This is a genomic window from Rhodococcus sp. 008 (assembly GCF_001682295.1).
GTDB classification, from domain to species: domain Bacteria; phylum Actinomycetota; class Actinomycetes; order Mycobacteriales; family Mycobacteriaceae; genus Rhodococcus_F; species Rhodococcus_F qingshengii.
Map to the genome: position 1 here is coordinate 6,389,824 of NZ_CP012749.1, position 26,986 is coordinate 6,416,809.

The 26,986-nt window shown below is 61.0% G+C and carries 23 protein-coding genes; 11 read left to right on the top strand and 12 right to left on the bottom strand.

What is annotated here, in order from left to right; genetic code table 11:
- Positions 1-3: 3 nt before the first annotated feature.
- The 9 genes from AOT96_RS29515 to AOT96_RS29550 form a co-directional block, all read right to left on the bottom strand.
- Positions 4-4,851, bottom strand: coding sequence for an NAD-glutamate dehydrogenase (locus AOT96_RS29515; protein WP_065352692.1), 4,848 nt, complete (start codon positions 4,849-4,851; stop codon positions 4-6).
- 99 nt (positions 4,852-4,950) lie between these two features.
- Entirely contained in the window at positions 4,951-5,370 is a 420-nt protein-coding gene (locus AOT96_RS29520) for an acyl-CoA thioesterase (RefSeq protein ID WP_003944475.1), read from the bottom strand.
- Between the two features lie 4 nt (positions 5,371-5,374).
- A complete protein-coding gene (gene ettA / locus AOT96_RS29525) occupies positions 5,375-7,054 on the bottom strand; it encodes an energy-dependent translational throttle protein EttA (RefSeq protein WP_007730925.1) in 1,680 nt (559 codons plus the stop codon).
- A 166-nt stretch (positions 7,055-7,220) separates the two neighbouring features.
- Positions 7,221-8,399 (bottom strand): acyl-CoA dehydrogenase family protein, encoded by a 1,179-nt coding sequence (locus AOT96_RS29530; RefSeq protein ID WP_065352693.1) that lies wholly within the window; start codon positions 8,397-8,399, stop codon positions 7,221-7,223.
- A gap of 127 nt (positions 8,400-8,526) precedes the next feature.
- Positions 8,527-8,982: a hypothetical protein gene (locus AOT96_RS36135; RefSeq protein ID WP_231917366.1), complete on the bottom strand. Its 456-nt coding sequence runs from the start codon at positions 8,980-8,982 to the stop codon at positions 8,527-8,529.
- A complete protein-coding gene (locus AOT96_RS36470; RefSeq protein ID WP_230691720.1) occupies positions 8,979-9,383 on the bottom strand; it encodes a TetR family transcriptional regulator in 405 nt (134 codons plus the stop codon). Before AOT96_RS36470 ends, AOT96_RS36135 begins: the two co-directional genes overlap by 4 nt.
- Positions 9,384-9,389: 6 nt before the next feature.
- Positions 9,390-10,184, bottom strand: a complete 795-nt coding sequence (locus AOT96_RS29540) for an IclR family transcriptional regulator (protein ID WP_065352694.1) — start codon at positions 10,182-10,184, stop codon at positions 9,390-9,392.
- Positions 10,185-10,501: 317 nt separating this feature from the next.
- Complete coding sequence (locus AOT96_RS29545) at positions 10,502-11,548, bottom strand: phosphotransferase family protein (protein ID WP_007733366.1); 1,047 nt, start codon at positions 11,546-11,548, stop codon at positions 10,502-10,504.
- On the bottom strand, positions 11,545-12,177 hold the full coding sequence (locus AOT96_RS29550) for a TetR/AcrR family transcriptional regulator (protein WP_030537573.1): 633 nt from the start codon (positions 12,175-12,177) through the stop codon (positions 11,545-11,547). The genes AOT96_RS29545 and AOT96_RS29550 overlap by 4 nt, the downstream gene beginning before the upstream one ends.
- Positions 12,178-12,337: 160 nt before the next feature.
- Between AOT96_RS29550 and AOT96_RS29555 the strand changes: the two genes are divergently transcribed.
- From AOT96_RS29555 to AOT96_RS29600, 10 genes are all read left to right on the top strand, one after another.
- Complete coding sequence (locus AOT96_RS29555; protein ID WP_007733364.1) at positions 12,338-13,201, top strand: CoA transferase subunit A; 864 nt, start codon at positions 12,338-12,340, stop codon at positions 13,199-13,201.
- Entirely contained in the window at positions 13,198-13,956 is a 759-nt protein-coding gene (locus tag AOT96_RS29560; protein WP_030537574.1) for a CoA-transferase subunit beta, read from the top strand. Before AOT96_RS29555 ends, AOT96_RS29560 begins: the two co-directional genes overlap by 4 nt.
- Positions 13,953-15,083 (top strand): NAD(P)H-dependent flavin oxidoreductase, encoded by a 1,131-nt coding sequence (locus AOT96_RS29565; protein ID WP_047270852.1) that lies wholly within the window; start codon positions 13,953-13,955, stop codon positions 15,081-15,083. The genes AOT96_RS29560 and AOT96_RS29565 overlap by 4 nt, the downstream gene beginning before the upstream one ends.
- A gap of 1 nt (position 15,084) precedes the next feature.
- Positions 15,085-15,960, top strand: coding sequence for an SDR family NAD(P)-dependent oxidoreductase (locus tag AOT96_RS29570; RefSeq protein ID WP_047270853.1), 876 nt, complete (start codon positions 15,085-15,087; stop codon positions 15,958-15,960).
- The gene (locus AOT96_RS29575; protein ID WP_202426741.1) at positions 15,953-16,738 is read left to right on the top strand and encodes an SDR family oxidoreductase; all 786 of its coding nucleotides are present in this window, start codon (positions 15,953-15,955) and stop codon (positions 16,736-16,738) included. The genes AOT96_RS29570 and AOT96_RS29575 overlap by 8 nt, the downstream gene beginning before the upstream one ends.
- Before the next feature lie 27 nt (positions 16,739-16,765).
- Complete coding sequence (locus AOT96_RS29580) at positions 16,766-17,215, top strand: FAS1-like dehydratase domain-containing protein (RefSeq protein ID WP_003945322.1); 450 nt, start codon at positions 16,766-16,768, stop codon at positions 17,213-17,215.
- Positions 17,212-17,634 (top strand): MaoC/PaaZ C-terminal domain-containing protein, encoded by a 423-nt coding sequence (locus AOT96_RS29585; protein WP_030537578.1) that lies wholly within the window; start codon positions 17,212-17,214, stop codon positions 17,632-17,634. The genes AOT96_RS29580 and AOT96_RS29585 overlap by 4 nt, the downstream gene beginning before the upstream one ends.
- On the top strand, positions 17,631-18,611 hold the full coding sequence (locus tag AOT96_RS29590; protein WP_065352975.1) for an NADPH:quinone oxidoreductase family protein: 981 nt from the start codon (positions 17,631-17,633) through the stop codon (positions 18,609-18,611). The genes AOT96_RS29585 and AOT96_RS29590 overlap by 4 nt, the downstream gene beginning before the upstream one ends.
- A gap of 25 nt (positions 18,612-18,636) precedes the next feature.
- Positions 18,637-19,836: an acyl-CoA dehydrogenase family protein gene (locus AOT96_RS29595; RefSeq protein WP_065352695.1), complete on the top strand. Its 1,200-nt coding sequence runs from the start codon at positions 18,637-18,639 to the stop codon at positions 19,834-19,836.
- Positions 19,837-19,983: 147 nt separating this feature from the next.
- A complete protein-coding gene (locus AOT96_RS29600; RefSeq protein WP_042446106.1) occupies positions 19,984-21,672 on the top strand; it encodes an FAD-dependent oxidoreductase in 1,689 nt (562 codons plus the stop codon).
- A 118-nt stretch (positions 21,673-21,790) separates the two neighbouring features.
- Here AOT96_RS29600 and AOT96_RS29605 read toward each other — a convergent pair whose 3' ends face one another.
- Entirely contained in the window at positions 21,791-23,608 is a 1,818-nt protein-coding gene (locus AOT96_RS29605; protein WP_007733348.1) for an ABC transporter ATP-binding protein, read from the bottom strand.
- A 106-nt stretch (positions 23,609-23,714) separates the two neighbouring features.
- On the opposite strand from AOT96_RS29605, the gene AOT96_RS29610 reads away from it, so the two are divergent.
- The gene (locus AOT96_RS29610; protein WP_054781492.1) at positions 23,715-24,173 is read left to right on the top strand and encodes a MarR family winged helix-turn-helix transcriptional regulator; all 459 of its coding nucleotides are present in this window, start codon (positions 23,715-23,717) and stop codon (positions 24,171-24,173) included.
- A 4-nt stretch (positions 24,174-24,177) separates the two neighbouring features.
- Here the strand turns inward: AOT96_RS29610 and ssb are convergent, their stop codons facing one another.
- On the bottom strand, positions 24,178-24,591 hold the full coding sequence (gene ssb / locus AOT96_RS29615) for a single-stranded DNA-binding protein (RefSeq protein ID WP_007733347.1): 414 nt from the start codon (positions 24,589-24,591) through the stop codon (positions 24,178-24,180).
- A 182-nt stretch (positions 24,592-24,773) separates the two neighbouring features.
- Entirely contained in the window at positions 24,774-26,909 is a 2,136-nt protein-coding gene (locus tag AOT96_RS29620) for a cytochrome c oxidase assembly protein (protein WP_065352696.1), read from the bottom strand.
- Between the last annotated feature and the right edge of the window lie 77 nt (positions 26,910-26,986).

Here is a 26,986-nt window from a genome sequence, read left to right on the forward strand (position 1 = left end):
CGCTCAACGTCCTACCTCCGATCGGGTGCCCATGCTGCGCACCATGCTACGAACCTGACGCGCCGCCACCGAGAGCGTCGCGAGGTCAAGCGTCCCAGACTCGAAGATCTCGACGAGAGCTGCCCTCGCCCGGCTCAGCCGCGAGGCGTTGGTCGACTCCCATTCGTCGATCTTCTCCTGCGGCGACTCCCCCGGCTCGCCGCCGGCCAGAACCTCCATCGTCAACTGCCGCAGCGAACTGTAGAGGTCGTCTCGCAACGCGAGCCGAGCGAGCGAGTGCCAACGATCGCCGCGCTCGAGTCCCGAGACCGCGCTCAGCAACCAGTCGATTCCCAGATGCGCGTCCAAGGCGTAATACAGCTCCGCGACTTCGGTGATGTCGTGATCTGCGATGTCGGCGATATCCGCGATGTCGAGCAGGCAGTAGACATCCAGCAGTCGGAACACGTCCAGCGCCAACGCTTCCGGAGCCCCGCGATCGATCACCGATTGAGCCCGCACCAGCAGATCGTCGAGTTGATGGCCCGCAAGCAGCCCCGGGACCAGAGGTGCCGTAGCCCGATACGCCGCCGAGTAACGCGCAACCTCGGCGCCGACGGCGATCGGCTGGGGCCGATTGGCCAGGAACCACCGCGACGCGCGGTCGAGCAAGCGGCACGACTCAACGATCAACTCGTTTTCGATCTCTGCACTGACGCCCGCCGAGCGGATTCGCGACCACACCTCGTCGAGCGCAAACACCTCTCGCACAGCGGCGTAGGCACGGATCGAGTCCGTACTGCTCGCTCCGGTCTCCTCGGCCAAGCGGTAGGCGTACGTGATTCCGCCGTTGTCGATCACTTCGTTCACGAGCATCGTCGCGACGATCTGCCGCCGCAACGGGTGTGCCTTGATCTCCGTTTCGAACCGATCGCGAACAGCGGTCGGGAAGTACTGCGGGATCTGCTGGGCGAAGAAATCGTTGTCCGGCAACTCGGTTGCGAGCAGATCGTCCTTGAGTGAAAGCTTCACGTGCGCCGTCAGCGTCGCCAATTCCGGCGACGTCAGACCCATACCGGCCTCGAGTCGACGCTCGATCTCCTTGTCGGTCGGCAACGCCTCGAGCTTGCGGTCAAGGCCACGTGCCTTGGTCAGATCCGTCAACTGACGGCGGTGAACACCGAGCATCTGAGAAGCGGTCACGCGGGAGATTCCGAGCAGCGCGTTCTGAGCAATGTTGTCCGCCAACACCAGCGCCGCCACGTCGTCGGTCATCGACGCCAGCAACGGATTCCGTTCCTGCGTGGGCAGTAACTGCGAACGCACGAGCGAATCGAGAAGAATCTTGATGTTCACTTCGTGATCGGAGCAGTCGACGCCGGCCGAGTTGTCGATGGCGTCGGTGTTGATGTGACCGCCGCTGGCGCTGAACTCGATTCTTCCCAGAGCAGTGACGCCGAGGTTGCCGCCCTCCCCGATCACCTTGACCCGCAGATCTTGACCGTCGACACGCACGGCGTCGTTGCTCTTGTCGCCAACCTGCGCATTGGTCTCGGTCGACGCTTTGACGTATGTACCGATTCCGCCGTTCCACAGCAGATCCACCGGTGCCGACAGAATCGCCTGCATCAATTCCGGCGGCGAGAGCTTCGTGACCCCCTCGGCCAGACCCAGTGCGATCCGGACGCTTTCGGCGATCGGAACCGACTTGACCGTGCGGTCCCAGACGCCGCCACCTTCACTGATCAGGCTCTTGTCGTAGTCGGCCCACGACGACCGTGGCAACTCGAAAAGTCGTTGACGTTCGACGAACGAGCTCGCTGCATCCGGGTTCGGATCGAGGAAGATGTGTCGATGGTCGAACGCGCCCACCAGACGGATGTGCCGACTGAGGAGCATTCCGTTGCCGAACACGTCTCCGCTCATGTCGCCGACGCCTACCGTCGTGAAATCCTGCGTCTGCGTGTCGACCCCGAGTTCGCGGAAGTGCCGCTTGACGCTTTCCCAGGCGCCGCGAGCGGTGATACCCATGCCCTTGTGGTCGTATCCCACGGAGCCACCGGAGGCAAACGCGTCGCCGAGCCAGAAGTCGTACTTGGCGGCAACCGAATTGGCGAGATCCGAGAACGTCGCCGTGCCCTTGTCCGCGGCGACCACCAGGTAGCGATCCTGGTCGTCCTTGCGCACCACTCGATCCGGCGTCACAACTTCGCCGGTAGCCGCATGCACGTTGTCGGTGATGTCGAGCAATCCGGAGATGAACGTGGTGTAGCAGGCCTTGCCGGTTTCCAGCGTCGCCATTCGATCAACGGCCGGATCACCCGTCGGCAGAGGCGGATTCTTCACGACGAAGCCGCCCTTGGCGCCGACCGGCACGATCACCGCGTTCTTGACGGCCTGAGCCTTCACCAAGCCGAGCACCTCGGTGCGGAAATCCTCGCGCCGGTCGGACCAGCGGAGCCCGCCGCGCGCGACTGCGCCGAATCGCAGGTGGACGCCTTCGACCTCGGGTGAGTACACGTAGATCTCGAAAGCCGGCCGCGGCTTGGGCAACTCGCTGATCCGTGAGGGATCGAGCTTGACCGACAGGTAGTCGCGAGAGCGGCCATCGGCGTCGACGACGTAGAAATTGGTACGCAAGGTCGCCTTCACCAAGGAGAACATTCCACGCAGAATGCGATCGGCATCCAAGCTGAGTACCTCGTCGATGGACGCACGCAACTGCTCGTCCAATTCGGCGACGCGAATGTCGTCCTGCTTCTCGGGGTCGAACATCGCCTCGAACAACTGCACCAATGCAAACGCGGTCTGCGGGTGTGTAAGCGCGATTCCTTCGATGTGGAACTGACTGTACGGAAATGTGGCCTGGCGCAGATACTTTGCGTAAGCACGCAGCACCACGGCTTGCCGCCAGGACATTCCGGCGCGCAGCACCAACTCGTTGAATCGGTCAGCTTCGGCCCGGCCGAACCAGACTGCACCGAATGCAGCCGTGAATCGCTTCTGGACCTCGGTCAGCGGGGCGGTACTGGTCTCGAGCGGCACCTGCGCATCGAGGTCGATCTCGACCGACGCCCGAAGATCCGCCGGTACCGACAATCCGAAATCGTAGATCCAGCACTGAACGCCGTCGAGTCGCTGCACGACGTGCGGCCGCTCGTCGAGAACTTCGACGCCGAGTGACTGCAGCACCGGTAGCACCTGGCTCAACGAGATACCGTCGCCGCCGACGAAGAGCGTGAAGCGCCAGGCACCGGGCGCGGAGTCCACAGCACGATAGAGCAGTACGTCGATCGCGCCTGGCGCCAACGCCTCGAGTCGGGCGATGTCGGCCAACGCGCGTGACGGTTCGAAGTCCTCCTTGTATCCATCGGGAAGCACCCGCGAATACCGCTGCACCAGTTCCGGATCCACACCCGGACTTTCACGAACAAGGTCGTTGATGCGGTCGTCCCAGCTACGACTGACTTCGGTCAACAGAGCCTGAACTCGCTCGCGGTTGGCCTCGGAGACATCCAGATGAACCGGCTCACTGTCCGGATCGCGCCGGATCGTCACGTGCAACAGCGCAAGATCGTTCTCGGTAACCCGGGCGGTGTAATCGACTGTGCCTGGTCCGAATTCGCGCCACAGCAGGTTTTGCATCGCCAGTCGCACCCGCGTCGTGTACCGGTCGCGGGGTAGGTACACCAAGCAGGACACGAAGCGTCCGAACGTGTCCTCGCGGACAAAGAGTCGCACCTGTCGACGCAGCCCGATGCTGTGCACGGCGTGGACGGTCTCGAACAAGGTCTCGGCGTCGCTCGAGAACAACTCGGTGCGTGGGAACGACTGGATGACCTCGAGCATCGCCTGACCGGAGTACGAATGCAGGTCGACACCGGCACGCGCGATGACTTCGCGAACGCGGCGCTCGATCAGAGGAATCGCGAGGACGTTCTCGTGGAGTGCGACCACGGTGAACACACCCAGGAATCTGTGCTCCCCCACGATGTTTCCCTCGTCGTCGAGGATCGAGACACCCACGAAGTACGGGTAGACAGCGCGGTGCACCGTGGCGGGGAACGATCCCTGCGTCAGGACCAGAAGCGGTCGATCCGGGAGATCTGCGACGGGAGGCAAACTCATCGGGCCTTCGGTGACCGCGTCGGAGCGCAGCACGCCGAGCCCGCTGCCGGCGACCGTGCGTGAACCGTCCTTCGTACCCTCGAATCGCCGGTATCCGAGCACGGCATAGTTTCCGTCCGCCATCCACCGCAGCAGCCGAGCGGTATCGGAGAATTCTTCGGGGGTGATCCTCCCGGAGGCAGTTTCTGCAGCACTCTCCAACTCGTCGGCAACGCGCAGTTGCAATGCCTTCATGTCCGGGGTGTCACCAACCACCTGGCGGACGTCCGCGAGCACCTTGCCGAGGTGTGCTTCGATCGCGTCGAGAGCGGAATCCTCGACTTCGGAGTCCAACTGGACGTGCATCCAGGATTCTTGGATACCGCTGTCGCCCAAGGACATCAGATTGCCCGAGTCATCGCGTTCAACCGTCAGGATCGGATGGGCGAATTGACTGATTCCCACACCTTGTCGGTTGAGCATCGCGGTAACGGACTCGACGAGCAACGACATGTCGTCGGTGACGATCTGGACGGCAGCGCCGAGACCCTCGGATCCTGACGGGCGGTACACACGCCATACGGCCGTGCCCGGGGTCCGCTGCCTCCCGAGCGCAAGATGCGCGAGCAGGACTCGATCCGATCGACCGTTGATGACGTCGTCGCTGTCACCCTCGTCGATATGCGTGAAAAAGGCCTCGCGAAGACGCGTCAACAACGTCGCTTCGTCGAGGCCTGTGCCCTGCTGCCGTACACGGTCTGTCATTCCTGGCTCACATCCTTGTGGGTTCTGATCGCCGCGACCAATCTCTGACTCGAGACTAGCCGCGGCAACCAGTACCTAGGGTGAACTGAGAAACGAAATCTACGATGTCGTCATCTGAACAAGCGATGCTTCGAGCACCGCGCGTTCGCTGTCCGCCAGCGGTCTGGACTTTTCGGACACCGTGTCGAATCCGACCATCAACGCGTCGCCGAAAGCGCATTCGACACCCGCGTTGTCACGGATGACGTGCCGAACCGTGAACGAGGAAGTCCCGACGTGAGTCGTGAAGATCTCCACATTCAAGGGACCGGACCGATCGGTGACCGGCTTGAGGAACTCGACGGTCATCTTTCGAACCACGAGGTATCCCGGCCGGCCGCCGAGCGGCGCCAGTTTCGCTTCCAGGAACTGGATGCGCGCTTCCTGCATGTACTCGACGTAACGCGTGTTGTTGACGTGACCCAACCGGTCGGAATCGCCCCACCGGACCTGGATCTGCGCCGTGTATACGTCGGACACCGGATCAGTCCCTGGTGAGCTTGCGGTGAGTCACGCGGTGCGGGCGTGCGGCGTCGGGGCCGAGTCGCTCGACCTTGTTCGCCTCGTAGCCCTCGAAGTTGCCCTCGTACCAGTACCAGGCTGCCTCGTTGTCGCCGAAGCCACCTTCCCACGCAAGGATGTGGGTACAGGTCCGGTCCAGGAACCAGCGATCGTGCGAGATCACGACGGCGCAGCCGGGGAACTCTTCGAGAGCGTTCTCCAGCGAGCCGAGGGTTTCGACGTCGAGGTCGTTGGTGGGCTCATCGAGCAGGATCAGGTTGCCGCCCTGCTTGAGCGTCATCGCCAGGTTCAGGCGGTTGCGCTCACCACCGGAGAGGACGCCGGCCGGCTTCTGCTGATCGTGACCCTTGAAACCGAACGAGCTGATGTACGCACGCGAGGGAAACTCGGTCTGGCCGACGACGATGAAATCGAGCCCGTCCGACACGGTCTCCCAGACCGTCTTCTTGGGGTCGATTCCGGAACGGTTCTGGTCGACGTAGCTCAGCTTGACCGTCTGACCGATCTTGACCTCACCGGCGTCAGGCTCCTCGAGACCGACGATGGTCTTGAACAGCGTCGTCTTACCGACACCGTTGGGGCCGATGACGCCGACAATTCCGTTGCGCGGCAACGTGAACGAGAGATCCTTGATCAGAACGCGACCGTCGAAGCCCTTGTCGAGGTTCGAGACCTCCACGACCACGTCACCCAGGCGCGGCGGTGCCGGGATCTGGATCTCGTCGAAGTCGAGCTTGCGCGTCTTCTCTGCTTCGTTCGCCATTTCCTCGTAGCGATCGAGACGAGCCTTGTTCTTGGCCTGGCGGGCCTTGGCGCCGGAACGAACCCATGCGAGCTCGTCCTTGAGGCGCTTCTGCAGCTTCTGATCCTTCTTGCCGGCAACTTCGAGGCGTGCAGCCTTCTGCTCCAGGTAGGTGGAGTAGTTGCCCTCGTACGGGTACAGGCGTCCGCGGTCGACTTCACAGATCCACTGCGCGACGTGATCGAGGAAGTAACGATCGTGAGTCACGGCGAGGATTGCGCCGGGGTAAGCAGCGAGGTGCTGCTCGAGCCACAGGACAGATTCGGCGTCGAGGTGGTTGGTGGGCTCATCGAGGAGCAGGAGGTCGGGCTTGCTCAGCAGCAGCTTGCAGAGCGCAACGCGTCGCTTCTCACCACCGGAGAGGTGAGTGACCATCTCTTCCGGCGGGGGGCAGCGCAGGGCGTCCATAGCCTGCTCGAGCTGCGAGTCGATCTCCCACGCATCTGCGTGATCGAGCTTCTCCTGCAGCTCGCCCATCTCTTCCATGAGCTCGTCGGAGTAATCCGTAGCCATCAGCTCGGCGATCTCGTTGTACCGCTTGAGCTGGACCATCGTCTCTCCGAGACCGTCCTCGACGTTCTCGCGAACAGTCTTGGTCTCGTCGAGCTCCGGCTCCTGCATGAGGATGCCGACGGTCGCGCCCGGAGCCAGGAATGCCTCGCCGTTGCCCGGCTGGTCCAGTCCGGCCATGATCTTGAGGATGCTGGATTTACCAGCGCCGTTCGGTCCGACGACACCGATCTTCGCGCCGGGGTAAAAGCTCATCGTGACGTCATCGAGGATGACCTTGTCACCGTGCGCCTTGCGCACCTTCTTCATCGTGTAAATGAACTCAGCCATGACCGCCAGCCTATCGGTGTTTGCCCTATAACCCACATTGCGCGTTGGCCGTCACTCCGATGCGGGTTCTGCGGACAGTCCGAGGTCATCGACCAGATTCACCGACATGCTCATCGACCCCCACGAAAACCGCGATGGGGACACCTCCGGGTGTCCCCAGGACGGCTCAGATCATTGCCCTGTGGATGCCCTGCGGTTCGCCGCCGAGCTGCGAGAGCGTCGACGCATGGAAAATGGAGCCAGGCACATGAATCGCATGCGCGAGACCGGCATGAGCGTCACGCCAGAACCGCTGCATCGGCGTGTTCAACTGCAAAGCCCCACCACCGGAACGAGCAAAGATCTCGTCCACCGCCCGCACCGCCCGCCACGCCGCAGCAGTCTGCGTACGCCGACCGATCGCACGAAGCTCGAACGAAACTTCCTGCCCCTTCTCCGTCATGTCCCAGAAACGATCCACCGTCTCCAAGATCGCAGCCCGAGAAGCAGCGATCTCAGCCGCCGCCTCACCGATCGCGAACAGCACGTACGGATCTTCCTTGATCGGAACACCACTGACCGTCACACGCTCACGCTGCGCAGCCATGTTGCACGCCAACGCACCTTCGGCGATACCGATCAACGACGAGGTGATCCCCAACGGGAAAATGCACGAGAACGGGAACTTGTACAACGTCTCCGTACGACCCGCTTCCTTCCACGCCGTCCCGTCGTACACCTTTCCGGCGTCGATCGTGCGGTAAGTCGGCAGGAATGCGTCCTTGACGATCAGATCCTTCGACCCGGTTCCGCGCAGGCCCACGACATTCCAGCTGTCCTGGTCGATGTCGTAATCGGAGCGCGGCAGCAGTACGTGCAGGTGCTTCGGCGGCATCAACGGCTTGCCGGACTCGTCACCGACCATCGCGCCGATCATGATCCAGTCACAATGATCGGTACCGGACGAGAACGACCAACGACCGTTGAGGATGTACCCACCCTCGACCGGCCTCGCCACACCCATCGGCGCATACGGCGACGCCATCCACGTATCAGGATCGGTTCCCCACACCTCTTCCTGAGCCTTGCGGTCGAAGAACGCAAGCTCCCACGGATGCACACCGACGATGCCGCTGACCCAGCCCGTGGCACCGTCCATCGCGCCGATAGCCATTGCCGTCTCGGCGAATTCACGCGGATGCGCCTCGAGGCCACCGAACTCCTTCGGCTGGAACATCCGGATGACGCCGGAGTCGCGCAAGCGCTTCGCGCTGCCGTCCGTCAAGCGCATCAGCTTGTCGCCCTCGACCCCGTCGGCGCGGATCTCGTCGGCGAACTGTGAGATGTTGTCCAGAACCTGACCCATGATCTTCCGCCTCCATTGATAGCCCGCCAACCTTCAATAAAGTAGAACACGTTCTAGAAAAATGCGGAAGTAGAACGGCCAGTTCGTTCAGCGCCGATCAATACGAATGCGACAAGGCCAGTGGCGTTCAGGTCGACACGTGCCCCAGTCCCGCGGTCAGAATGCGAATACACCTCATCGCAACTTCCGCAGGCGAGCCGTCGCCATACGCCGGGGAGTCCCCGTCAACCCACGCGACAACGGCCATCCGCTGGGCCGTGTTCGCTGCAATTGCAAGCAAACGCACTTCCAGTGGGTCTGCGCCGGGTCCCATCAAATCACGCAGTACGAGCACCAATGCAGTCTCGGTGTCGTTGACCAAGCTCACCACGCGTTCCGAAGCGCCGGATCGCCGGATCGCCGGATCGCCAGGAACAGTCCTTTGAAGTCGGCGAATCAACGCAATCGCATCGGGTGTTGCAGCAGGTGAATTCAGTGCGACGCGGGCGGCGGATGCCAGCACCTGAACAACAGGCGTACCCGGCGAACTGGACGCGATATACCCGAGCCATTCGTCGATCCCGTCGGCGAGTATCGGCCTCACCGCATCTTCCTTCGTCCGAAGTATCGATAGAACGTGCGAAGTCCGATTCCAGCTGCGCGTGCAATGCCCTCGGCAGTCACCGGATTCTCGCCGCGAAGGACAAAAAGCTCTGCAGCACAACGTGATATCTCCAACTTTGCCTGCTCCTTCCGCCGTTGGGTGAGCGACGGGGAGTTAGACACTGAACCATGCTCATGCCAGTATCGCACGGTGCGCCACCGTGCTTCGGAGTCGAACAGGAAGAACCCTGGCATCGGCTGCGGAAGCCATGAACCGTCCACTTCGCCTTCGATCAGTTCCGCCACCGACTGGACATCGAGACGCCAGGCCAGCCTCGTCTCACCCCCATCGCCATTTGCCGCGATTCGAGGCGGCAGCGCAGGACCAAGTCTACGGATCATCGACGTTCACGAACGCATACGCCTGGGCCCCGCCGACGGCAACGCTCGCAGTTTACGCATGGTGCGTTGAACATCGAAATGTGTCGCAGTTTGGCCAACCGCCCCCCAAATCGATGACGCTACAAGGCGGACAGGTACCGCACTTCGGTAGTCGAGTTTGAGCATCGCGGACGGACCGGAAACAGCAACGGCAGCAATCGCGTTTCCTTGCGGCCCAACCGGTGCAGCAACGCAATTGAGGCCGGGACTCAACAGCCCCGCGCCGTACGCTACGCCGGTATCACGTATTCGACTGAGTTCCTGCCTTAGAGTCATCGGCGCTTCAGCGCCCACAGGGGAGCCTCCGAACGCAAGGAGCGCACGTCCAAGAGCCGACCTGTCGGCCGAAGAACATTCGCCGACACGAGTAGGAACTACACCGGACAGCATTCCGCCGATCTTGTCGAGGTAAACGACATCCGGCGCGTCCAGCACTCCGAACTGCACTACCAGTCCGGTCACTCGATGCAACTCGCGGAGGAAGGGCAAAGCGACCGAATACAATCGATCCTGTTGTATTGCAAGGCTTCCCAGCTCCATCAATCTGATTCCAAGGCAGTAATCAGTGCCATCCCGCCGGAGCCACTTCTTGGCGACGAGCTGCTCAAGCATGCGATGCACCGACGAACGAGGCAAGCCGGTAATTCGCGAAACTTGACTGAGAGTGAGCTGTCCGGACACTTCGAAAGCATCCATGACCGACGCCAGTCGATCCAGGAACCCCGCCGGGGTCGTAGCGTCTGCACGAGCGGAAGCTTGCATGCGAATTCCTTGAAGTCATTCCCACAATTTATGGTGCATGTGGGGCACGTGGAGCCGAAAAGCGCTACCGGGCTTACTGGTTACGGCCCGCTGCAACAGCACCGCGACACCAGGCCGTCCGTCACCGTCGGATGTTCGAACGATCTCAGTGTGACAAATTGTGCCATGTTGACATCGGGTGTGAAGAGAAAAACCTCAGGAGCATTCACAGAAGGATCACGGTGGACGTTAACGCCGCAACATGAACAGAGAAGGGCGAAATACGTTGCCCCGGAGGCATATTCCACTAGACCAGAAAGTCGCACGGAAGATTTCCGTCAAATCCGTTGGGCCATTCGCCACGCTTGTGCCGCAAGCCTGTCCGCCTGGGCGCCGAACGATTCCGCCGACCGCTCGATTTCGCCCATCGCGCCACGTAGCGTGCGGCTGTACACACCCTCGACAATGCATGCGATCTTCCACCAGTTGAACGCAATGTAGAAGTCGATATTGAAGTCCGCATCTTGTTGGGCCGCAGAGATATAGACGTCCAACAGCTCATCGCGCGACGGGAACCCTTCGATTCGAGTCGGAGCATTCTCCAATGCACAAACATCGTCATCGGGTTCGGCCCAATAGACCAACAGTTGACCCAGGTCTGCCAAGGGGTCACCCACCGTGGCCAGTTCCCAATCCAGTATTCCGGCGATCACGCCGTCGGCGCCGACAATGCAGTTGTCAAGGCGAAAGTCACCGTGCACGACGCTGCTACTGCACTGAGGGGGAATATTTCGAGACAACTTGGCATGTGTGCGTTCGAGGTCGAGGCTATCTCGCACACGATCACCCTTCCAGTTCCGCAACCACCGATTCAACTGACGATCGATGTAGTCCGTCCGATCGGCCAGAGCATTCCATCCGATCTCACGAGGGTCGACCGAGTGCAGGGCGGCAAGATTGCGAACCAGTTCCGCGGCCAATCCGGCTCGCGTTTCGTACGGGATTTTCGCGCGTACTACCTCCGGATCACGCAGGACTGCGCCGTCGATGAAGTCCATGACAAAGAACGGAGCACCAGTCACAGATTCGTCAATGCACTTGCCTACAACGATCGGTGACGGAACCGGCACGTTCTGCAGTCGCTCGAGAATGTCAGCTTCGCGAATTACATCATGGGCGGATGCATGCCTGATTCCGAGCGGGGGTCGACGTAGCACCCATCGAGAACCTGCCTCGTCGCTCACCGAGTAAGTCAGGTTCGAGCGTCCACCGGCGATCCGTTCGAATTCGAGCAATCCTTGCGTGGCATCGGGCAGATACTCACGGAACCACGCCGCCACCAGGGGCTCACACAAACCGTTGTCGCCCTGCGGTGCCGGGTTCACGACCTCACACCCTCACACGCGGGACCACTTCCGACAGATGCTGATTTCAGCGGCGCATCGATGCCGTCGAGAAACACCGAAACGACGGCATCGGCGAGCTCTGAAAGACCGAACTCCTCTGTGGGGCTGAACCATCGGAGCGACAACCACACAGCGTCGCGAATCAGTCCGTAGAGAATCTCCGCCGGCAGGTCCGATCGAAACTCGCCTGCGCTCATTCCGGATTCGATAACAGCAATCCAGGCGTCCTTGGTGCTACGGGCGGCCTCACGGATGTCGTGATAGGAGTCAAGTTTCCGGAGATAGGTGCTGTTGTTCTGATAGATCTCGGAGGCGTGTGGGTGCGCCTGACTGACCTGAAACGAAGCTCGAACCAGCGAACCGAGGCGAGTACGTGGGTCACCGGCAGATTCCAGGATCGACCCGTATGCGCTCGTGAGCGCCTGAAGATATTGTGTGACAATCGTATTCGCGATTGCATCCTTCGATGGGAAGTAGTGATAAAGGCTTCCGGACAGAATTCCCACCGCATCAGCGATATCGCGAACTTTGGTGCCCGCGATCCCCTTGGTGGCGAACAGTTCTGCAGCCTGTTCGAGTATCAAGTCGTGACGATCCGACCATTCCATTCAAGTCCTCCTGACGAGTCTTCACGTGTCACCTCTGACGAGGTTGCAATTTTGACTCTATACCGCGAATCAAACGTTTGCTACAGTCGCTCCGTACCGCGTAGCAAACGTTTGATACGAGACTTTGAGCGCTCGTGAAATACCAGGAGAGGACGGACGCGTGTCGGACAAGACAATGTCGGAAGCAGATGTCGTAAGTCGACTGAGATCGGGAATGACAATCGGAATCGGCGGGTGGGGTTCGCGCCGGAAGCCGATGTCACTCATCCGAGAGATCCTCAAGTCAGAACTGACCGATCTGACCGTTGTGTCGTACGGCGGAGCTGATGTGGGGTTGTTGTGCGCAGCCGAAAAGGTTCGAAAGGTTGTGTTCGGTTTCGTCTCGCTGGACTCGATCCCCCTGGACCCTCACTTCAGAGCAGCCCGACAGGCTGGTCGTATCGAGGTCAGCGAATACGACGAGGGCATGCTCCAATGGGGCCTGTACGCGGCCGGGATCCGTATGCCCTACCTGCCGACTCGCGCGGGACTCGGTTCCGACGTCCTCCGTGTGAATCCGGAACTGCAGACGATCGTCGATCCTTATGCGGGCGAATCATTGGTTGCGATGCCGGCGCTCCCCCTCGATGCCGCGCTGGTACATATGAACCGCGCGGACATGCATGGCAATGCCCAATACCTCGGGCCGGACCTGTACTTCGACGACCTGTTCTGCCTAGCTGCCGAATCGGTCTATGTCTCTTGCGAACAAGTGGTTCCCACTGCGGAGTTGACCGCGGATGCACATCCGTCGACGATTCGAATTCCCCGGTTGCTTGTATCGGGAGTCGTTCACGCTCCAGGTGGTGCGCATTTCACATCCTGCGTACCCGACTACGATCGTGACGAGGCTTTCCAACTCGAATATGCCACTGCAGCAAAAGATCCAGAAGCTTGGCAACGCTTCGTCGACCGATATCTGTCCGGCTCCGAGGCCGACTACCAGAGACTCGTCGCTGCGGAATTCGAAGGAGTGCCGGCATGAGTGACGCCACTCGGGCAGAGGTCTGCGCGATCGCGTGCGCCGAGGCGTACCGAGGCAACGGTGAAGTGATCGCGAGCGCATTCGGCGTGATACCTGCAATCGGTGTGCGATTGGCGCGTCACACTTTCGAACCCGATCTCGTGTTGTCCGACGGAGAAGCGTCAGCCGTGCGCGGCACGTGGGCCGTCGACCGAACTCCGGCAGGCGAGGTCGAATCGTGGTTGCCCTTCAACCAGATCTTCAATCTCGTCTGGAATGGCAAACGGCACATCATGATGATTCCCACGCAGCTCGATTCCTATGGGAACTGCAACATCTCCGCGATAGGTGATCATTCGCGGCCGACAGTGCAACTCTTGGGAGTCCGCGGAGCGCCGAGCAATACCGTGCATCACCCGACAAGTTACTGGGTGCCGAAACACAGTGCACGCGTTCTCACTTCACAGGTCGACATGGTTTCCGGTGTCGGAAACGACAATGCACGCAAGGCCGGACCGTCGGCCAGCCGATACCACGAGTTACGACGAGTTGTCACAAATCTCGCAGTTCTGGACTTCGAGCCGGATAGCGGACAGTTGCGTCTGGTGTCGACTCACCCCGGCGTAACCGTCGAGGAAGTAGTAGCCGCAACCGGGTTCGAACTCCACCTGCCCAAAGCCGTACCCACTACTCGAACCCCCACAAGCGAGGAACTCGACCTGATTCGCAACGTCATCGATCCACGGAACCTACGTGACAAGGAAGTACCGGCATGACCGTGCTGAACTCAGGTACCGGGCCACTGCACACCCGTATCTGCGAACTCTTCGGTGTGAAGTATCCGATTGTGCAGACCGGCATGGGGTACGTCTCGGACGCCCGACTTACGGCGGCCACAACCAAAGCCGGCGGTTTGGGAATCATCGCCGGGGCGATGCTGACCTACGACGAACTCGGCAGCGCCATCGATTACGTCAAAGACCGCACCGACCAACCATTCGGCGTGAACTTGCGAGCCAACCAGGACGACATCGATCGCAGAATCAAACTTCTCATTCGATCGGGGGTCAAGATCGCCTCCTTTGCGCTCGCACCGAACCAGGCGCTGATCGGCCGACTCAAAGATGCAGGCCTTGTTGTCGTGCCGTCGATCGGAGCTCGCAGACATGCCGAGAAAGTTGCAGCGTGGGGAGTTGACGCAGTTGTCGTTCAAGGCGGCGAGGGCGGCGGACACACAGGCGCAGTCCCCACGAGTTTGCTTCTGCCACAGGTAGTCGACGCCGTCGACATCCCCGTTATCGCGGCAGGCGGATATTTCGACGGCCGAGGTCTCGTCTCAGCACTCGCCTACGGTGCAGACGGAATCGCGATGGGGACTCGCTTCATGCTCACCAGCGATTCACCGGTGTCTCAGGCAGTCAAAGATGTCTATCTCTCGAAGTCGGTCAACGACACCGTGGTCACACTCGAGATCGACGGGGTTCCTCAGCGTGTGCTGCGCGCAGGAACGATCGATCAACTCGAATCAAGCCACGGACCGACGCGCATGTTACGTGCTGCCCGCAATGCTGTTGCTTTCCAACGTCTCTCGGGAACACCCTGGTCGAAGTTGATACGTGAAGGCCTGGAAATGCGGAAGAGCCACGAACTCGGCTGGCGGCAAGTTGTGATGGCCGCCAACGCACCGATGCTGTACCGATCCGCACTCCTCGACGGCCGCACGGATATCGGAGTCATGGCGACCGGGCAGGTCGTCGGACTGATCGACGACATCCCCAGTAGCGCAGAACTCGTCGAACGCATCATGCAGGACGCGGAGGCCGTCCTTGCTCGACTCACACCCGCACCCGAATTGGACAGTCGAGTCTTGTCAACTGAAAACGTGAAAGGAACAACGAACTGAAATGAATCAGCTGAAAGATCGAGTAATCATAGTAACCGGCGCCGGTCGTGGTTTGGGCCGGGAGCACGCCCTGCTACTTGCGGCCGAAGGCGCAAAAGTGGTTGTCGACGACACCGGCGCCGGACCGGACGGGCACGGAAACGACATCAGTATTGCGGCATCGGTCGTCGACGAAATCGTCGCGGCCGGAGGAATCGCAGTTGCCAGTGTCGCGGACGTCACGACGATCGACGGCGCGAGCGAACTCCTGGACCTGGCCCTCGAGGCATTCGGCTCGGTCGACGGCCTGGTCAACAATGCCGGCATCCTGCGTGATCGAATGTTTCTGAACATGCCCGAGGCAGATTGGGACGACGTGATCTCGGGACAACTACGCGCTACATTCGCGCCCTGCACTGTATTCGGCAACTACTGGCGCGAGCGTTCGAAGTCGGGCCAAACCGTCGCGGCGTCGATCGTGAACGTATCGAGCACCTCCGGGCTGCTCGGTGCCGTCGGTCAGAGCAACTACGGCGCCGCGAAGGCCGGGATCGCAGCGTTGACAACGATCCTCGCACAGGAGGTCGCCCGATACGGTGTGCGAGTCAACGCAATTACGCCTGTGGCCAGGACACGGATGACCGAGAACGTTCCCGGTATCAAGGAACTTGTTGCAGCACCTGACGATCCGAGTACATTCGACACCTATCATCCAGGCAACGTCTCGCCAGTTGTGGCCTATCTGCTCACCGAGAAGTGCCCCGCCACTGGTCAGGTGTTTTACGCCAAAGGCGGCGAAGTCCGCCAGTTTCTCGGGTGGCAGTACGGAAAGACCATCGCCAGAGACTCCCGATGGACGGTGGAAGAGTTGACAGAGGCGATGAGTGAAATTGTCTGAGACGACTGCGCCGATCCCTGGTCCGGGACACGGCCTTGCTGAAGGCAAATCCGTTCTGGTGACAGCAGCAGCGGGAACTGGAATCGGATTCGCAGCGGCACAACGCTTTGCTGCCGAAGGTGCCCGACTGGCGATCAGTGACCGGCATGAGCGCAGATTGATCGCGGCCGCCGACCGCATCGAGTCCGAGTTCGGCACCCGCCCACTCACTGTTCCTTGCGATGTCACGGACAATCAGCAGATCGACGCAATGGTCGATCGGGTGGTTGCCGAGTATGGATCCATCGACGTCCTCATCAACAACGCAGGCCTCGGCGGGACGGCGAGCATTCAAAGTATGACCGACGAGCAGTGGTGTTCGGTACTCGATGTGACCCTGACGAGCACTTTCCGCACCACACGATCAGTGTTGAGAGTCATGATTCCACGAGGGTCGGGGGTGATCGTCAACAACGCGTCGGTCATCGGCTGGCGTGCGCAGGAAGGGCAGTCGCACTACGCCGCAGCGAAAGCCGGCGTCATGGCGCTCACACGATGCTCTGCACTCGACGTGGCACCGCACGGAATCCGGGTCAACGCGGTTGCACCGAGCATCGCGATGCATCCTCACCTTGCCAAGGTGACCAGCGACGAACTGCTCGAACAGCTCAGCAAGAGTGAGGCTTTCGGTCGTGCGGCACAGCCGTGGGAGGTCGCCAACGTCATGGTCTTTCTTGCAAGCGACTACTCGTCGTACATGACGGGCGAAGTCGTTTCGGTAAGTAGCCAACATGCATAGCCACCCATGGGGTCTGAAGGAGAAGCTGTGGTCGACAAAGAGTCACTAGGTATCACGGGCACCCCGTTCCGTATGGACATCGAGCGCGGCAAGATTCGTGAGTTCGCCGTTGCCACGTATTCGAGCAATCGGAACTATGTCGAAGACGAGTTCCCGGTAGTGCCCCCGACGTTTCTCACCACGACCCTCCTCTGGCAGACAGAGGGCTCGGATCCGTGGCGGAAGGTAGAGCTCGACGGCAAACGCGGACTCCATGCCGAACAGAAGTACGAGTTCTTCGGTCCACCTCCCCGCGCAGGTACTCGTCTGAACTGCACTTCGCGGATCGTCGACATCTACACGAAGCAGGGACGGAAGGGCGGCGAGATGACTTTTGCCGTGATGACAACGGATTTCGAAGACGAACAGGGAAATCTCATTGCTCGGGCAACTATGACCGGAGTGGAAACTGCTCGACCGACTGTGGAGGAATCTTGATCAACACAGTGTCAGTCCCGACCCCGTGGGTTGTCGGTCCGGTATCCCGCACCGATTTCGTCAGGTACCAAGGTGCGTCGGGAGACATGAATCCGATTCATCACGACCAGGTTTTCGCCGAGGCGGCGGGGTACCCGAGTCCGTTTTCGGTCGGGATGTTCCAAGCTGGGCTCCTGGCCACCTTCGCCACCGATTGGCTGGGTGCAGAGAACATCCGAGCGATACGAGTTCGGTTCCTCGAACAGGTTTGGCCCGAAGACACTCTGACATGCTCAGCGCTTGTCGAACGAACCTATGCGGACGACGAAGGTGACAAGATCGACGTCGAACTCGCCTGCACGCGGCAGACCGGCGGATTGGCGGTCAAGGCGTGGGCAACCTTCGTGCGGACGCCCCTCGTACCTTCGGAGCGGCCGTGAAGGCGCACGTATGTACCCAGCTGGGTTTGCCGAATCAACTGCAGTTCACAGAAATTGACGATCCCACGCCGACACCGAACCAAGTTCTCGTCTCGGTCAAGGCGGCGGGTGTCAATTTTCCCGACGGGTTGATCGTCGCCGGAACGTATCAAACTAAACCCCCACTCCCCTTCATTCCAGGGTCGGAAGTCGCGGGTGTAGTGCACAGTGTCGGCTCGGACGTCCAAGGGGTCACCCCGGGGATGCGAGTCATGGCCTTCTGCGGCATGGGCGGATACGCGGAACTCGTGGCGGTCACCAGCGACAAGGTCTTTGTCATCCCTGATTCCATGAGTTTCTCCGACGCTGCCGGATTCGTGGTTACCTACGGAACGTCCTACCACGCACTCGTCGACCGAGCTGCGATCCGACCAGGAGAGACATTGCTCGTCCTGGGTGCCTCCGGGGGCGTCGGGCTCACCGCAATCGAGATCGGCAAAGCATTGGGTGCACGCGTGGTGGCGGCGGCGTCCTCCGAGGCGAAACTCGAGGTCTGTAAGCAACATGGAGCAGACGAGTTGATCAACTACACAACGGGCAACCTTCGCGAACGAGTCGCACAGGTCGCACCGTCCGGTGTAGACGTGGTGTACGACCCGGTCGGTGGAGATCACGCCGCTACAGCGGTGCGCGCATTATCCACCGCAGGAAGATATTTGACGGTTGGCTACGCTTCGGGGCAGATTCCGAAGATCGGCATGAATCGCCTCCTCGTCGTTGGCGGGGCGCTACATGGAGTTCTCTGGGGCGCATGGGCGAAGCGTAATCCGGAGTGCAACGCGGACAACATGCGAGCGCTCTTCGACATGTACGACGGTGGCGCTCTGTCTCCTCATGTGAACAGCATCCACCCGCTGATCAATGCTCCTACCGCACTCGAGGAAGTCATGAGTCGACGAGCGCTGGGCAAAGTCATCCTCTCAACCAACCCCGAATGACAATTCACGACAAAAGGTGCCGTCAATGGACTTAGCTCCGAGCCCCGCTGCGCGCGAAATCATCGCGCGTCTAGAAGCATTCATGGACGAACACGTCTACCCAGCTGAGTCGGTTTACTCCGAACAACTCGAGGCCGCAGGACCTCGCAGTCACGTCTTGCCACCCGTAGTCGAGTCGCTGAAGTTGGAAGCGAGACGCCAGGGCATGTGGAATCTGTTCATGCCGGCGCTCTCACGACTGTCTCACCTCGACTACGCCCACATCGCCGAGGTGACGGGACGCTCGCCCTACATTGCCCCCGAAGCCCTCAACTGCGCGGCGCCCGATACCGGAAACATGGAGATCCTGCACTTGGTGGGAACCCGCGAGCAGAAGGAGCGATGGCTTCAACCACTGCTCGACGGCACAATGCGATCGGGCTTCTCCATGACTGAACCCGATGTTGCGTCCTCCGATGCCCGAAACATCATGACGTCGATTGTTCGGGACGGCGACGAATACATCGTGAACGGTCGAAAATGGTGGACGACCGGTGCAGCAGACCCACGGTGCGAAATTCTGGTAGTCATGGGGAAGACGAATGCCGAGGCAGAGCCCCACAAGCAGCAATCGATGATCTTGGTGCCCGTCGCCACCGCTGGAGTCGAAATCGTGCGCAGTTTACCGATATTCGGATACCACGACCAACACGGCCACTGTGAAATTCGGTTCGATAACGTTCGAGTACCGGCAACAAATATGCTTGCGTCCGAAGGAGACGGGTTCGCCATCGCACAGGCGCGCCTGGGTCCGGGCAGAATTCACCACGCCATGCGCTGTATCGGCATGGCGGAGCGCGGATTGGACTTGATGGTTCGACGTGCCCAGTCTCGTAACGCTTTTGGCGGGCCGATCTCGGATCAGGGAGTTGTCCGGACCTGGATCGCCGAATCGCGAATGGAAATCGAGCAGGCCCGCCTTCTGGTGCTGAAGACAGCATGGCTCATCGACCAGGTCGGAGCCAAGGGCGCTCAGATCGAGATCGCGGCAGTCAAAGTCATCGGTCCTCGTGTGGCGCGCAACGTCCTGAATCGATCGATCCAGTGCCACGGGGGTGGCGGTGTCACCGACGACTTCCCGATCGCGAGAATGTGGGCGAGTGCCCGGATCCTCGGTATCGCCGATGGACCAGACGAAGTGCATATCAGGAGCGTCGCACGCCACGAGTTGCGCAAGCACCGCTGACGGCGATCGGTGTTCGAGGCCCGCGAAAGCCGTTGTATTGCTGAATCATCAGCCTTCGTCCACTCGAGCGCATGGTTGACCTCGGTCAACCCCTTCGGGCTGCGGCCCGTGAAGAGAAAACCTCAACCAATTGAATAGGAGAGGCAAATGCCTCGCGCGTCAAAATCAAGGGAAGTGTCCTTCGATCACGAAGTGGACTTCCTCGTTGTCGGCAGCGGTGCCGGTGGGTTGACCGCGGCGTTGGCAGCCGCCGCCAATGGTCTGAACACCCTCGTCATCGAAAAAGCAGACGTTTATGGCGGCACCACCGCGCTGTCGGGCGGCAACATCTGGGTGCCCAACAATCCAACTCTCATCCGTGAAGGGCTCTCGGACAGCCGTGACGACGTCCGGGCGTACATGCGAGCTGTCGTTGGTGATGGAGTTCCCGAGGACAACATCGACGCGTTCGTCGACGAAGGTCCACGCGTGTTCGAGTTCCTCGAGAAGACCAGCCCGCTCATGCGATTCCAATGGTGTACGGGCTATTCGGACTATCACCCGGAGAAGCCGGGCGGTCGCCCACGTGGACGTACTATCGAACCGCTTCCTTTCGACCTGAAAATGCTCGGCACCGACGAGTCCGGTCTGCGCCCCGGCGCACTTCCGACTCCCGCCGGTCTGTACATCACATCCAAAGAGTTCGTGAAACTGAACATGGTCATGCGTACCTGGGCAGGGCGACGTGCCGCGCTGGCAACCGGGTGGCGTGCAGCGAAGAGTGTTCTGACCAGAAGGCACATGGAGACACTCGGGCAGGCCCTGGTCGGCCGTCTGCGCCTGGCGATCAAACAAGCCGGCGTTCCGCTTTGGCTGAACACTGCGATGGAATCGCTGATCACCGACGACGATGATTGCGTGGTGGGTGTGGTGGCCGAGCGCAACGGCCGCACTGTCAGAATCCGAGCTTCCAAAGGCGTACTGCTCGCCTGCGGCGGTTTCGAACAGAGCGACGAGATGCGTCGGCAGTATCTCCCGGAAAACGCCAGCGCCAACTACAGCCTCGGTTCGGTCGACAACACTGGAGACGGCATCCGCGCGGGACAACAAATCGGTGCCGCAGTTGACCTGATGGATGACGCGTGGTGGATGCCCTCGTTCAAGAGACCTGACGGGATCATGCACGGATTGGTCTCCGAACGGTCGGTTCCCCGATCGATCATCGTGAACCAGAACGGAGTTCGGTTCACCAATGAATCCGCTCCCTACGTGACATTCGTCCACAACCAGATTGCCGGGGGTCACGACCCAGCGTGGTTCATCTTCGACGCAAAGGCCAAAAGTCGCTATCAGATCGGAGCGATCATGCCGGGGCAGAAGTTCCCGAAATCCTGGTTCGACAACGAACTCCTCTACACCGGCGACACGCTCGACGAGTTGGCCGGCCGCCTCGGACTTCCGAAGAAACAATTAGCTCTCACTGTGCATCGATACAACAGGTTTGCGCACAACGGTGTAGACGAAGACTTCGAGCGTGGAAAAAGTGCGTACGACAACTACTACGGGGACCCGACATTGCCAGTCCCCTCGATGGACATGATCGACGAAGGCCCGTACTACGCGATTCGACTACGAACCGGCGATCTGGGAACGAAAGGCGGGCTCGTCTACAACAAACATGCACAGGTCATGCACAGTTCCGGTGAACCGATTGCAGGTCTCTACGCGACGGGCAACACCTCGTCCGCGGTCATGGGCAACGACTACGCCGGGGCAGGCGCGACCATCGGGCCGGCGATGGTTTTCGGATACATCGCGGCGCGCCACGCAGCTGACCGCCGACAGGACCCGCGATAGATCGGAGTCGTTCCCGTTCCCGTCGGCACGACGTACAACCACGCGGAGGTGGCCTGGACGAACATCCATGCCACCTCTGGTCGGTGCTCGGTGACTCGCCAACGCGATGGATGCACTGTCACACAGTCTGCAATTCCGCAGGCAGTTCGACCGCGTCGCTACCCGAAGCCGCAAGCAGCTGCGCGTACCGCCCGCCTTGCTTCACCAGTTCGTCGTGGGTGCCCTTTTCCACAACCACGCCCTGGTCGAGGACCGCGATGAGATCCGCATCTCGAACCGTGGAGAGTCGGTGCGCCACAACAAGAGTGGTGCGTCCGACCATCAGCTCGTCGAGCGCGTCCTGCAACGCACGTTCAGTGCGATTGTCCAAGGCGCTCGTCGCCTCGTCGAGGACGAGGATCGGCGGATTCCGCAGGACTGTGCGCGCGATCGCTATGCGCTGTTTCTCACCGCCGGAGAATCGGTAGCCGCGCTCGCCGACCATGGTGTCGTACCCGTCGTCGAGACCGGAAATGAACTCGTGGATCTGCGCGATGCGCGCTGCCTGCTCGATCTCGGCGTCCGTGGCGTCGGGTTTCGCGAACCGAAGGTTCTCACGAATCGTCGTGTGGAAGAGATACGTCTCCTGCGACACCACACCTACCAGGTCGGAGACCGTCGCCAGATCGAGGTCCCGCAGATCGACGTCGTCGATTCTCACCGATCCCGCAGTCGGGTCGTACAGACGTGCGGCCAAGTATCCGAGAGTGGTCTTGCCCGAACCCGTGGAGCCGACAAGCGCCAAGGTTCCGCCGGCCGGGACCGTGAGGTCGATGTTGTCGAGGGTCTTGCTGTCGGTTCCTGGATACGAGAAGTCGACGTGGTCGAACCGAAGTTCGCCGGACATCTTGGTGCGGTCGAAGCTCTTCGACTCTTCCGGATCCGCGATGTCGATCGGCAGATCCAGGTACTCGAACACGCGACTGAACAGTGCCATCGAGCTCTGCACCTCGACGCCCGTGTTGAGCAGCATCATGGTGGGGCGGAACAATTGTGTTTGCAGCGTGGTGAATGCGACGAGGGTGCCGACGGTGATGGTGTTGCCGTGATCGAGAGTGAAACCGGCAAACCAGTAGACCAGTGCAGGCATGGCTGCGAAGGTGATCGACATGGTCGCCATGCGCCACTTGCCGGCCATCATGGCTCGGAGTTCGACGTCTGCGACTTCCGCTGAACGCTCGGTGAATCGATCCGTCAGAGCCGACTTCGCGCCGGTCGTCTTGCCGAGGAGAATGCCACTGACGGAGAGAGATTCCTCCACCTGGACCGACAGATCACTGAGTAGCTTCTGCCGCTTACCAGAGATCTTGCGGCGCTCGTCACCGATCTTGCGTGCGATACGGATGAACACCGGCAAGATCGCCAGCGAGAAGATGGCAAGCCGCCAATCCAGAAGGAACAGAGCAACAATGGTGGCTGCCACGGTCGTTGCATTCTGCGCGATGGATGTTGCCGTGTTGGTGACCACCGACTGCATACCGCCGATGTCGTTGGCAATACGCGACTGAACTTCTCCGGTTCGGGTTCGAGCGAAGAATCCGAGCGACTGATTCTGCAGATGCGAGTAGACCCGCACGCGCAGTTGGTGCATCAGTTTCTGGCCGATGCTGTTGGACATCCAGGTCTGTGCCACGCCGAGACAGCTCGTGATCACGGCAATGGCGATCATGCCGATGGCCAGAACGCTCACGAGTCCGAGGTTCTTGTCCGGGATCGCCTTGTCGAGCATTTCGCGTAGGAGCAGCGGGCTGCCCAGCGCCACGATCGCGCTGAGTGTGATGACCGCGGTGACGATGGCGATCTGAGTTCGATACGGCGCAAACAGTCCGAGTACGCGTTTTGCCGGTACGGATTCCGCCGGAGTGATCTCGACAGCGGATCGTTCGATGTTTCGCATGTGATCTGGTTTCACGTTCTACCTCCTGGAGGCTTTCTCACCCTAGTTTCATATTGATGAGGTTACCTCACTATGAGGCTGACACCAACAACGCTAGACTGACGCCATGCATTCCCGAGAGCGCGAACTCACCGACGTCGTGATGTCCGTGGCACGGCTCATCCGCCGACGTCAGGTGGCAGCGCTGGAACCATTCGGTCTCTCGCCGTCGCAAAGCCGAGCGCTGCGAGTACTGACCCGAGTGGGCGAGCCGGTTCGACTCGGGTTTCTTGCCGAGCGATTGCGCATCGTTCCGCGGTCGGCGACCGACGTCGTGGATTCCCTCGAAGACGCCGGATGGGTGCGCCGCACTCCCGATCCGAACGATCGGCGAGCCGTGTTACTCGAGCTCACCGACGCCGGCGCTACCCTCGCTGCCGACGTCGCAAAAGCTCAACGACGCGAATCTTCGGATGTGTTCGACGACCTCGACGAATCGGAGCGAGCAACTCTCACCGAACTTCTCGAGCGAGTGGACGCGGGGCACGACTCGCGGCCCCGCGACTGCCCGAAACCTTCGGTCTGAGTCCTCACGCAGCGACGGTGTCGACTGCATCCTCGACATTCTCCGCCGACGTCGGCTTACTCTGACGCTCGATCTTCGAGATGCAACGAGCAAGGTCCGCGCCTACCGCAGTCGCCCGTAGCTCGAGATCGGAACGAGGCACACCCTCTTTGGTCGTGTACTCGTTGGTGCGCAACTCCCCCGCCACCATGACCGGATCACCCTTCATGATGGATGCGCCGACGCCGGTGACCAACCGCCGCCAGCAACTCACCGTGAGATAGAGGGTCGCTCCGTCCGTCCACTCTCCGGTCACCGCGTCTTTGCGACGCGTGTTGCTCGCCATCCGAAAGCTCAGCACCTCTTCGCCATTGGTGGTCTGCCGCTTCACCGGATTGGTGATGACGGTTCCGACAACCGTTGCATGCGTTTCGTACATGTCCGATCCCCCTTCGAACTCCAGAACCCGCCAACTGCCGCGGGGCCGATCATTGCGTCGGCAGTTTCGATTGTGGAACGACAAACGCGTGGCTCGGGATCTTCGATTTCCACCTGTGCATCGGTGGAACAGCTGTGGAGAAACAGCACTGCCCGAGCCAAACGGCCCGGGCAGTGTCGGAGCTAAGTGCTAGTGGAGGATTCGTCGGATTTCTTCTCGCTGGGTGTCTCGTCCGCAGAGTCCTCGCTTGCAGTCTCCGCGTCAGCAGCCTCACGGGGTTTCCACCCTTCGCGGTCTCGCCTGGCCAATTCGGCGAACATCGCGTTGTGCGCGGCGAGGTCGGCGTCGTGGTCGCGCTCGGCCGCACGGTCGGTTCGGCGCGCTGTCCTGCCATCGCTGCGCGACCACTGAACCAGTAGCGCGAGCATGACCACCATGAGCGGGATCTCGCCGGTCGCCCACGCGATGCTGCCGCCCAGCTGCTGATCGCCGATCAGGTCGTTGTTCCAGCCGAGGCCGAGCGAACGGAAGTACGCGCCGCCCATGACGGCGGTGGTGCTCATCAATGCCACGCCGAAGAAGGCGTGGAACGGAAGTGAGCCGAAGACCATTGCCAGCTTGGTCACTGGCTGCAATTGACGTGGTGACGGGTCGATTCCGATCGCCACCCAATAGAAGAGATAGCCGCTGAGGATGAAGTGCAGGTTCATCAGCAGGTGAGCGCTGTGCGAGTCGACCGTCGCACCGTAGATTCCGCCGAGATACAGCGCGTAGAAACCGCCGACGAAGAGAACTGCTGCCACGATCGGGTGGGTGATGAATCGCGAGAACGGGCTGTGCAGAGCGGTCAGAATCCACTCGCGAATGCCGGGCACGCCGTCCTTGCCTGCCGGATCCAGGGCCCGCAGAGCCAAAGTGATCGGCGCACCCAGAACCAGCAGGACTGGGCCCAACATCGACAGCGCCATGTGCGCACCCATGTGAACGCTGAATACTGCCGGCGCGTACTTGCCGACGCCCGAAGACGTGGCGATCAGGAGCACCGCACAACCGCTCATCCAGGCGATGGTTCGGCCGACAGGCCAGGAATCCCCACGCTTGGCCAGCTTGCGCAGACCGATTCCGTACAGAATCGCCGCAGCAACGGCGGCGGTGCCGAACATGAGGTCGAATCGCCAGTCCGTCACGAAGGCCATGAACGACGGCGGGTCCGGAAGGTTGTAACCGAGTTCGACCTCGGGAATCGAAGGAATCGACAAAGGCGGGGGCGGAGGGGTACGACCAAGGCCGATCGCGAGACCGATGGTCGCCGCCATCACGATGCCTTCAGCGCCGGCAAATCGAATCAGGGCAGAGCGACTCTTCGGATTCTCCGCCAGCGCCGGTAGCGCCCGACTCCGCTGAGCCCAACCGAAGAACCCGAGGATGATCAGTGCAACTGTTTTCGCGACGATCAATCGTCCATACGTCGTGGTGAATACGTCGTCGAGTGGCAGACGGACAATCGCGTTGATGACGCCGCTGAATCCCATGACGACGAAGCAGATGGATGCGACCGTCGAAAAGCGTCGGGCTGCTACGTCGGTGTAATCGCCGCCACGGCGCGCGTGTGCCAGTAGCGCGAACAACCCGCCGGCCCAGAGCGAAGCAGCCACGAGGTGCAGGATCAGGCTGTTGGTGGCGATGTCATGCGACCCGCCGGAAGACGAGTGACCGGTGAGAGCGAGCGGCATCAGTCCGAGGAGACCGATCAGCAGCAGGAGCGGAGTCCACCACCAGCGCAGTGTCAGTCGGGCCAGGATCGCCAGAACAACCGCGATGATCGCCGTCCAACGCCAAGCGCCGGCGATCTCGACCTGATCGAGTCCCGACCACAGGTTCGCCGGTTTGATCGCTTCGGCAAACGGCTGACCCGACGTGTCGGAGAGCGTCAGAGGCACCATCGTGAACGAACAGATCGCCCACACAATCGCGGCGTGCGATGCAGTTCGGACTGCCCGATAGCCGTCGACGTCGAGGACGCCCGACTTCTGCGGCGGCACGAAGAACGCGGCCAGCAGCAGTGACCCGATCGCGATGACCGCGGCGATCTCCCCCAGTGCACGCATCGCGGGGAGGCCGTATGTGGTGATCGGACCTGGATCCGGGATGCCCAGAAGAGTCAGTGCCTGCGACGCGGAGAATCCCACCACGATGGCTGCGGTGAGCCCTGCGATGAGTCCACTGACCACGAATATCGCGGTCGAAGAAGCGGGTGCACCGCTGTGCTGTGTGGACTCCGGTGGGGAATCTGTCGGCGCGAGGTCGGGTGTAGCCATACCTCAAGGGTAGGACCTTCGCGAACCGACTACGACAACGCGTCGGAGTTGGGCGGCGCGCGTCACATCCCGAACCC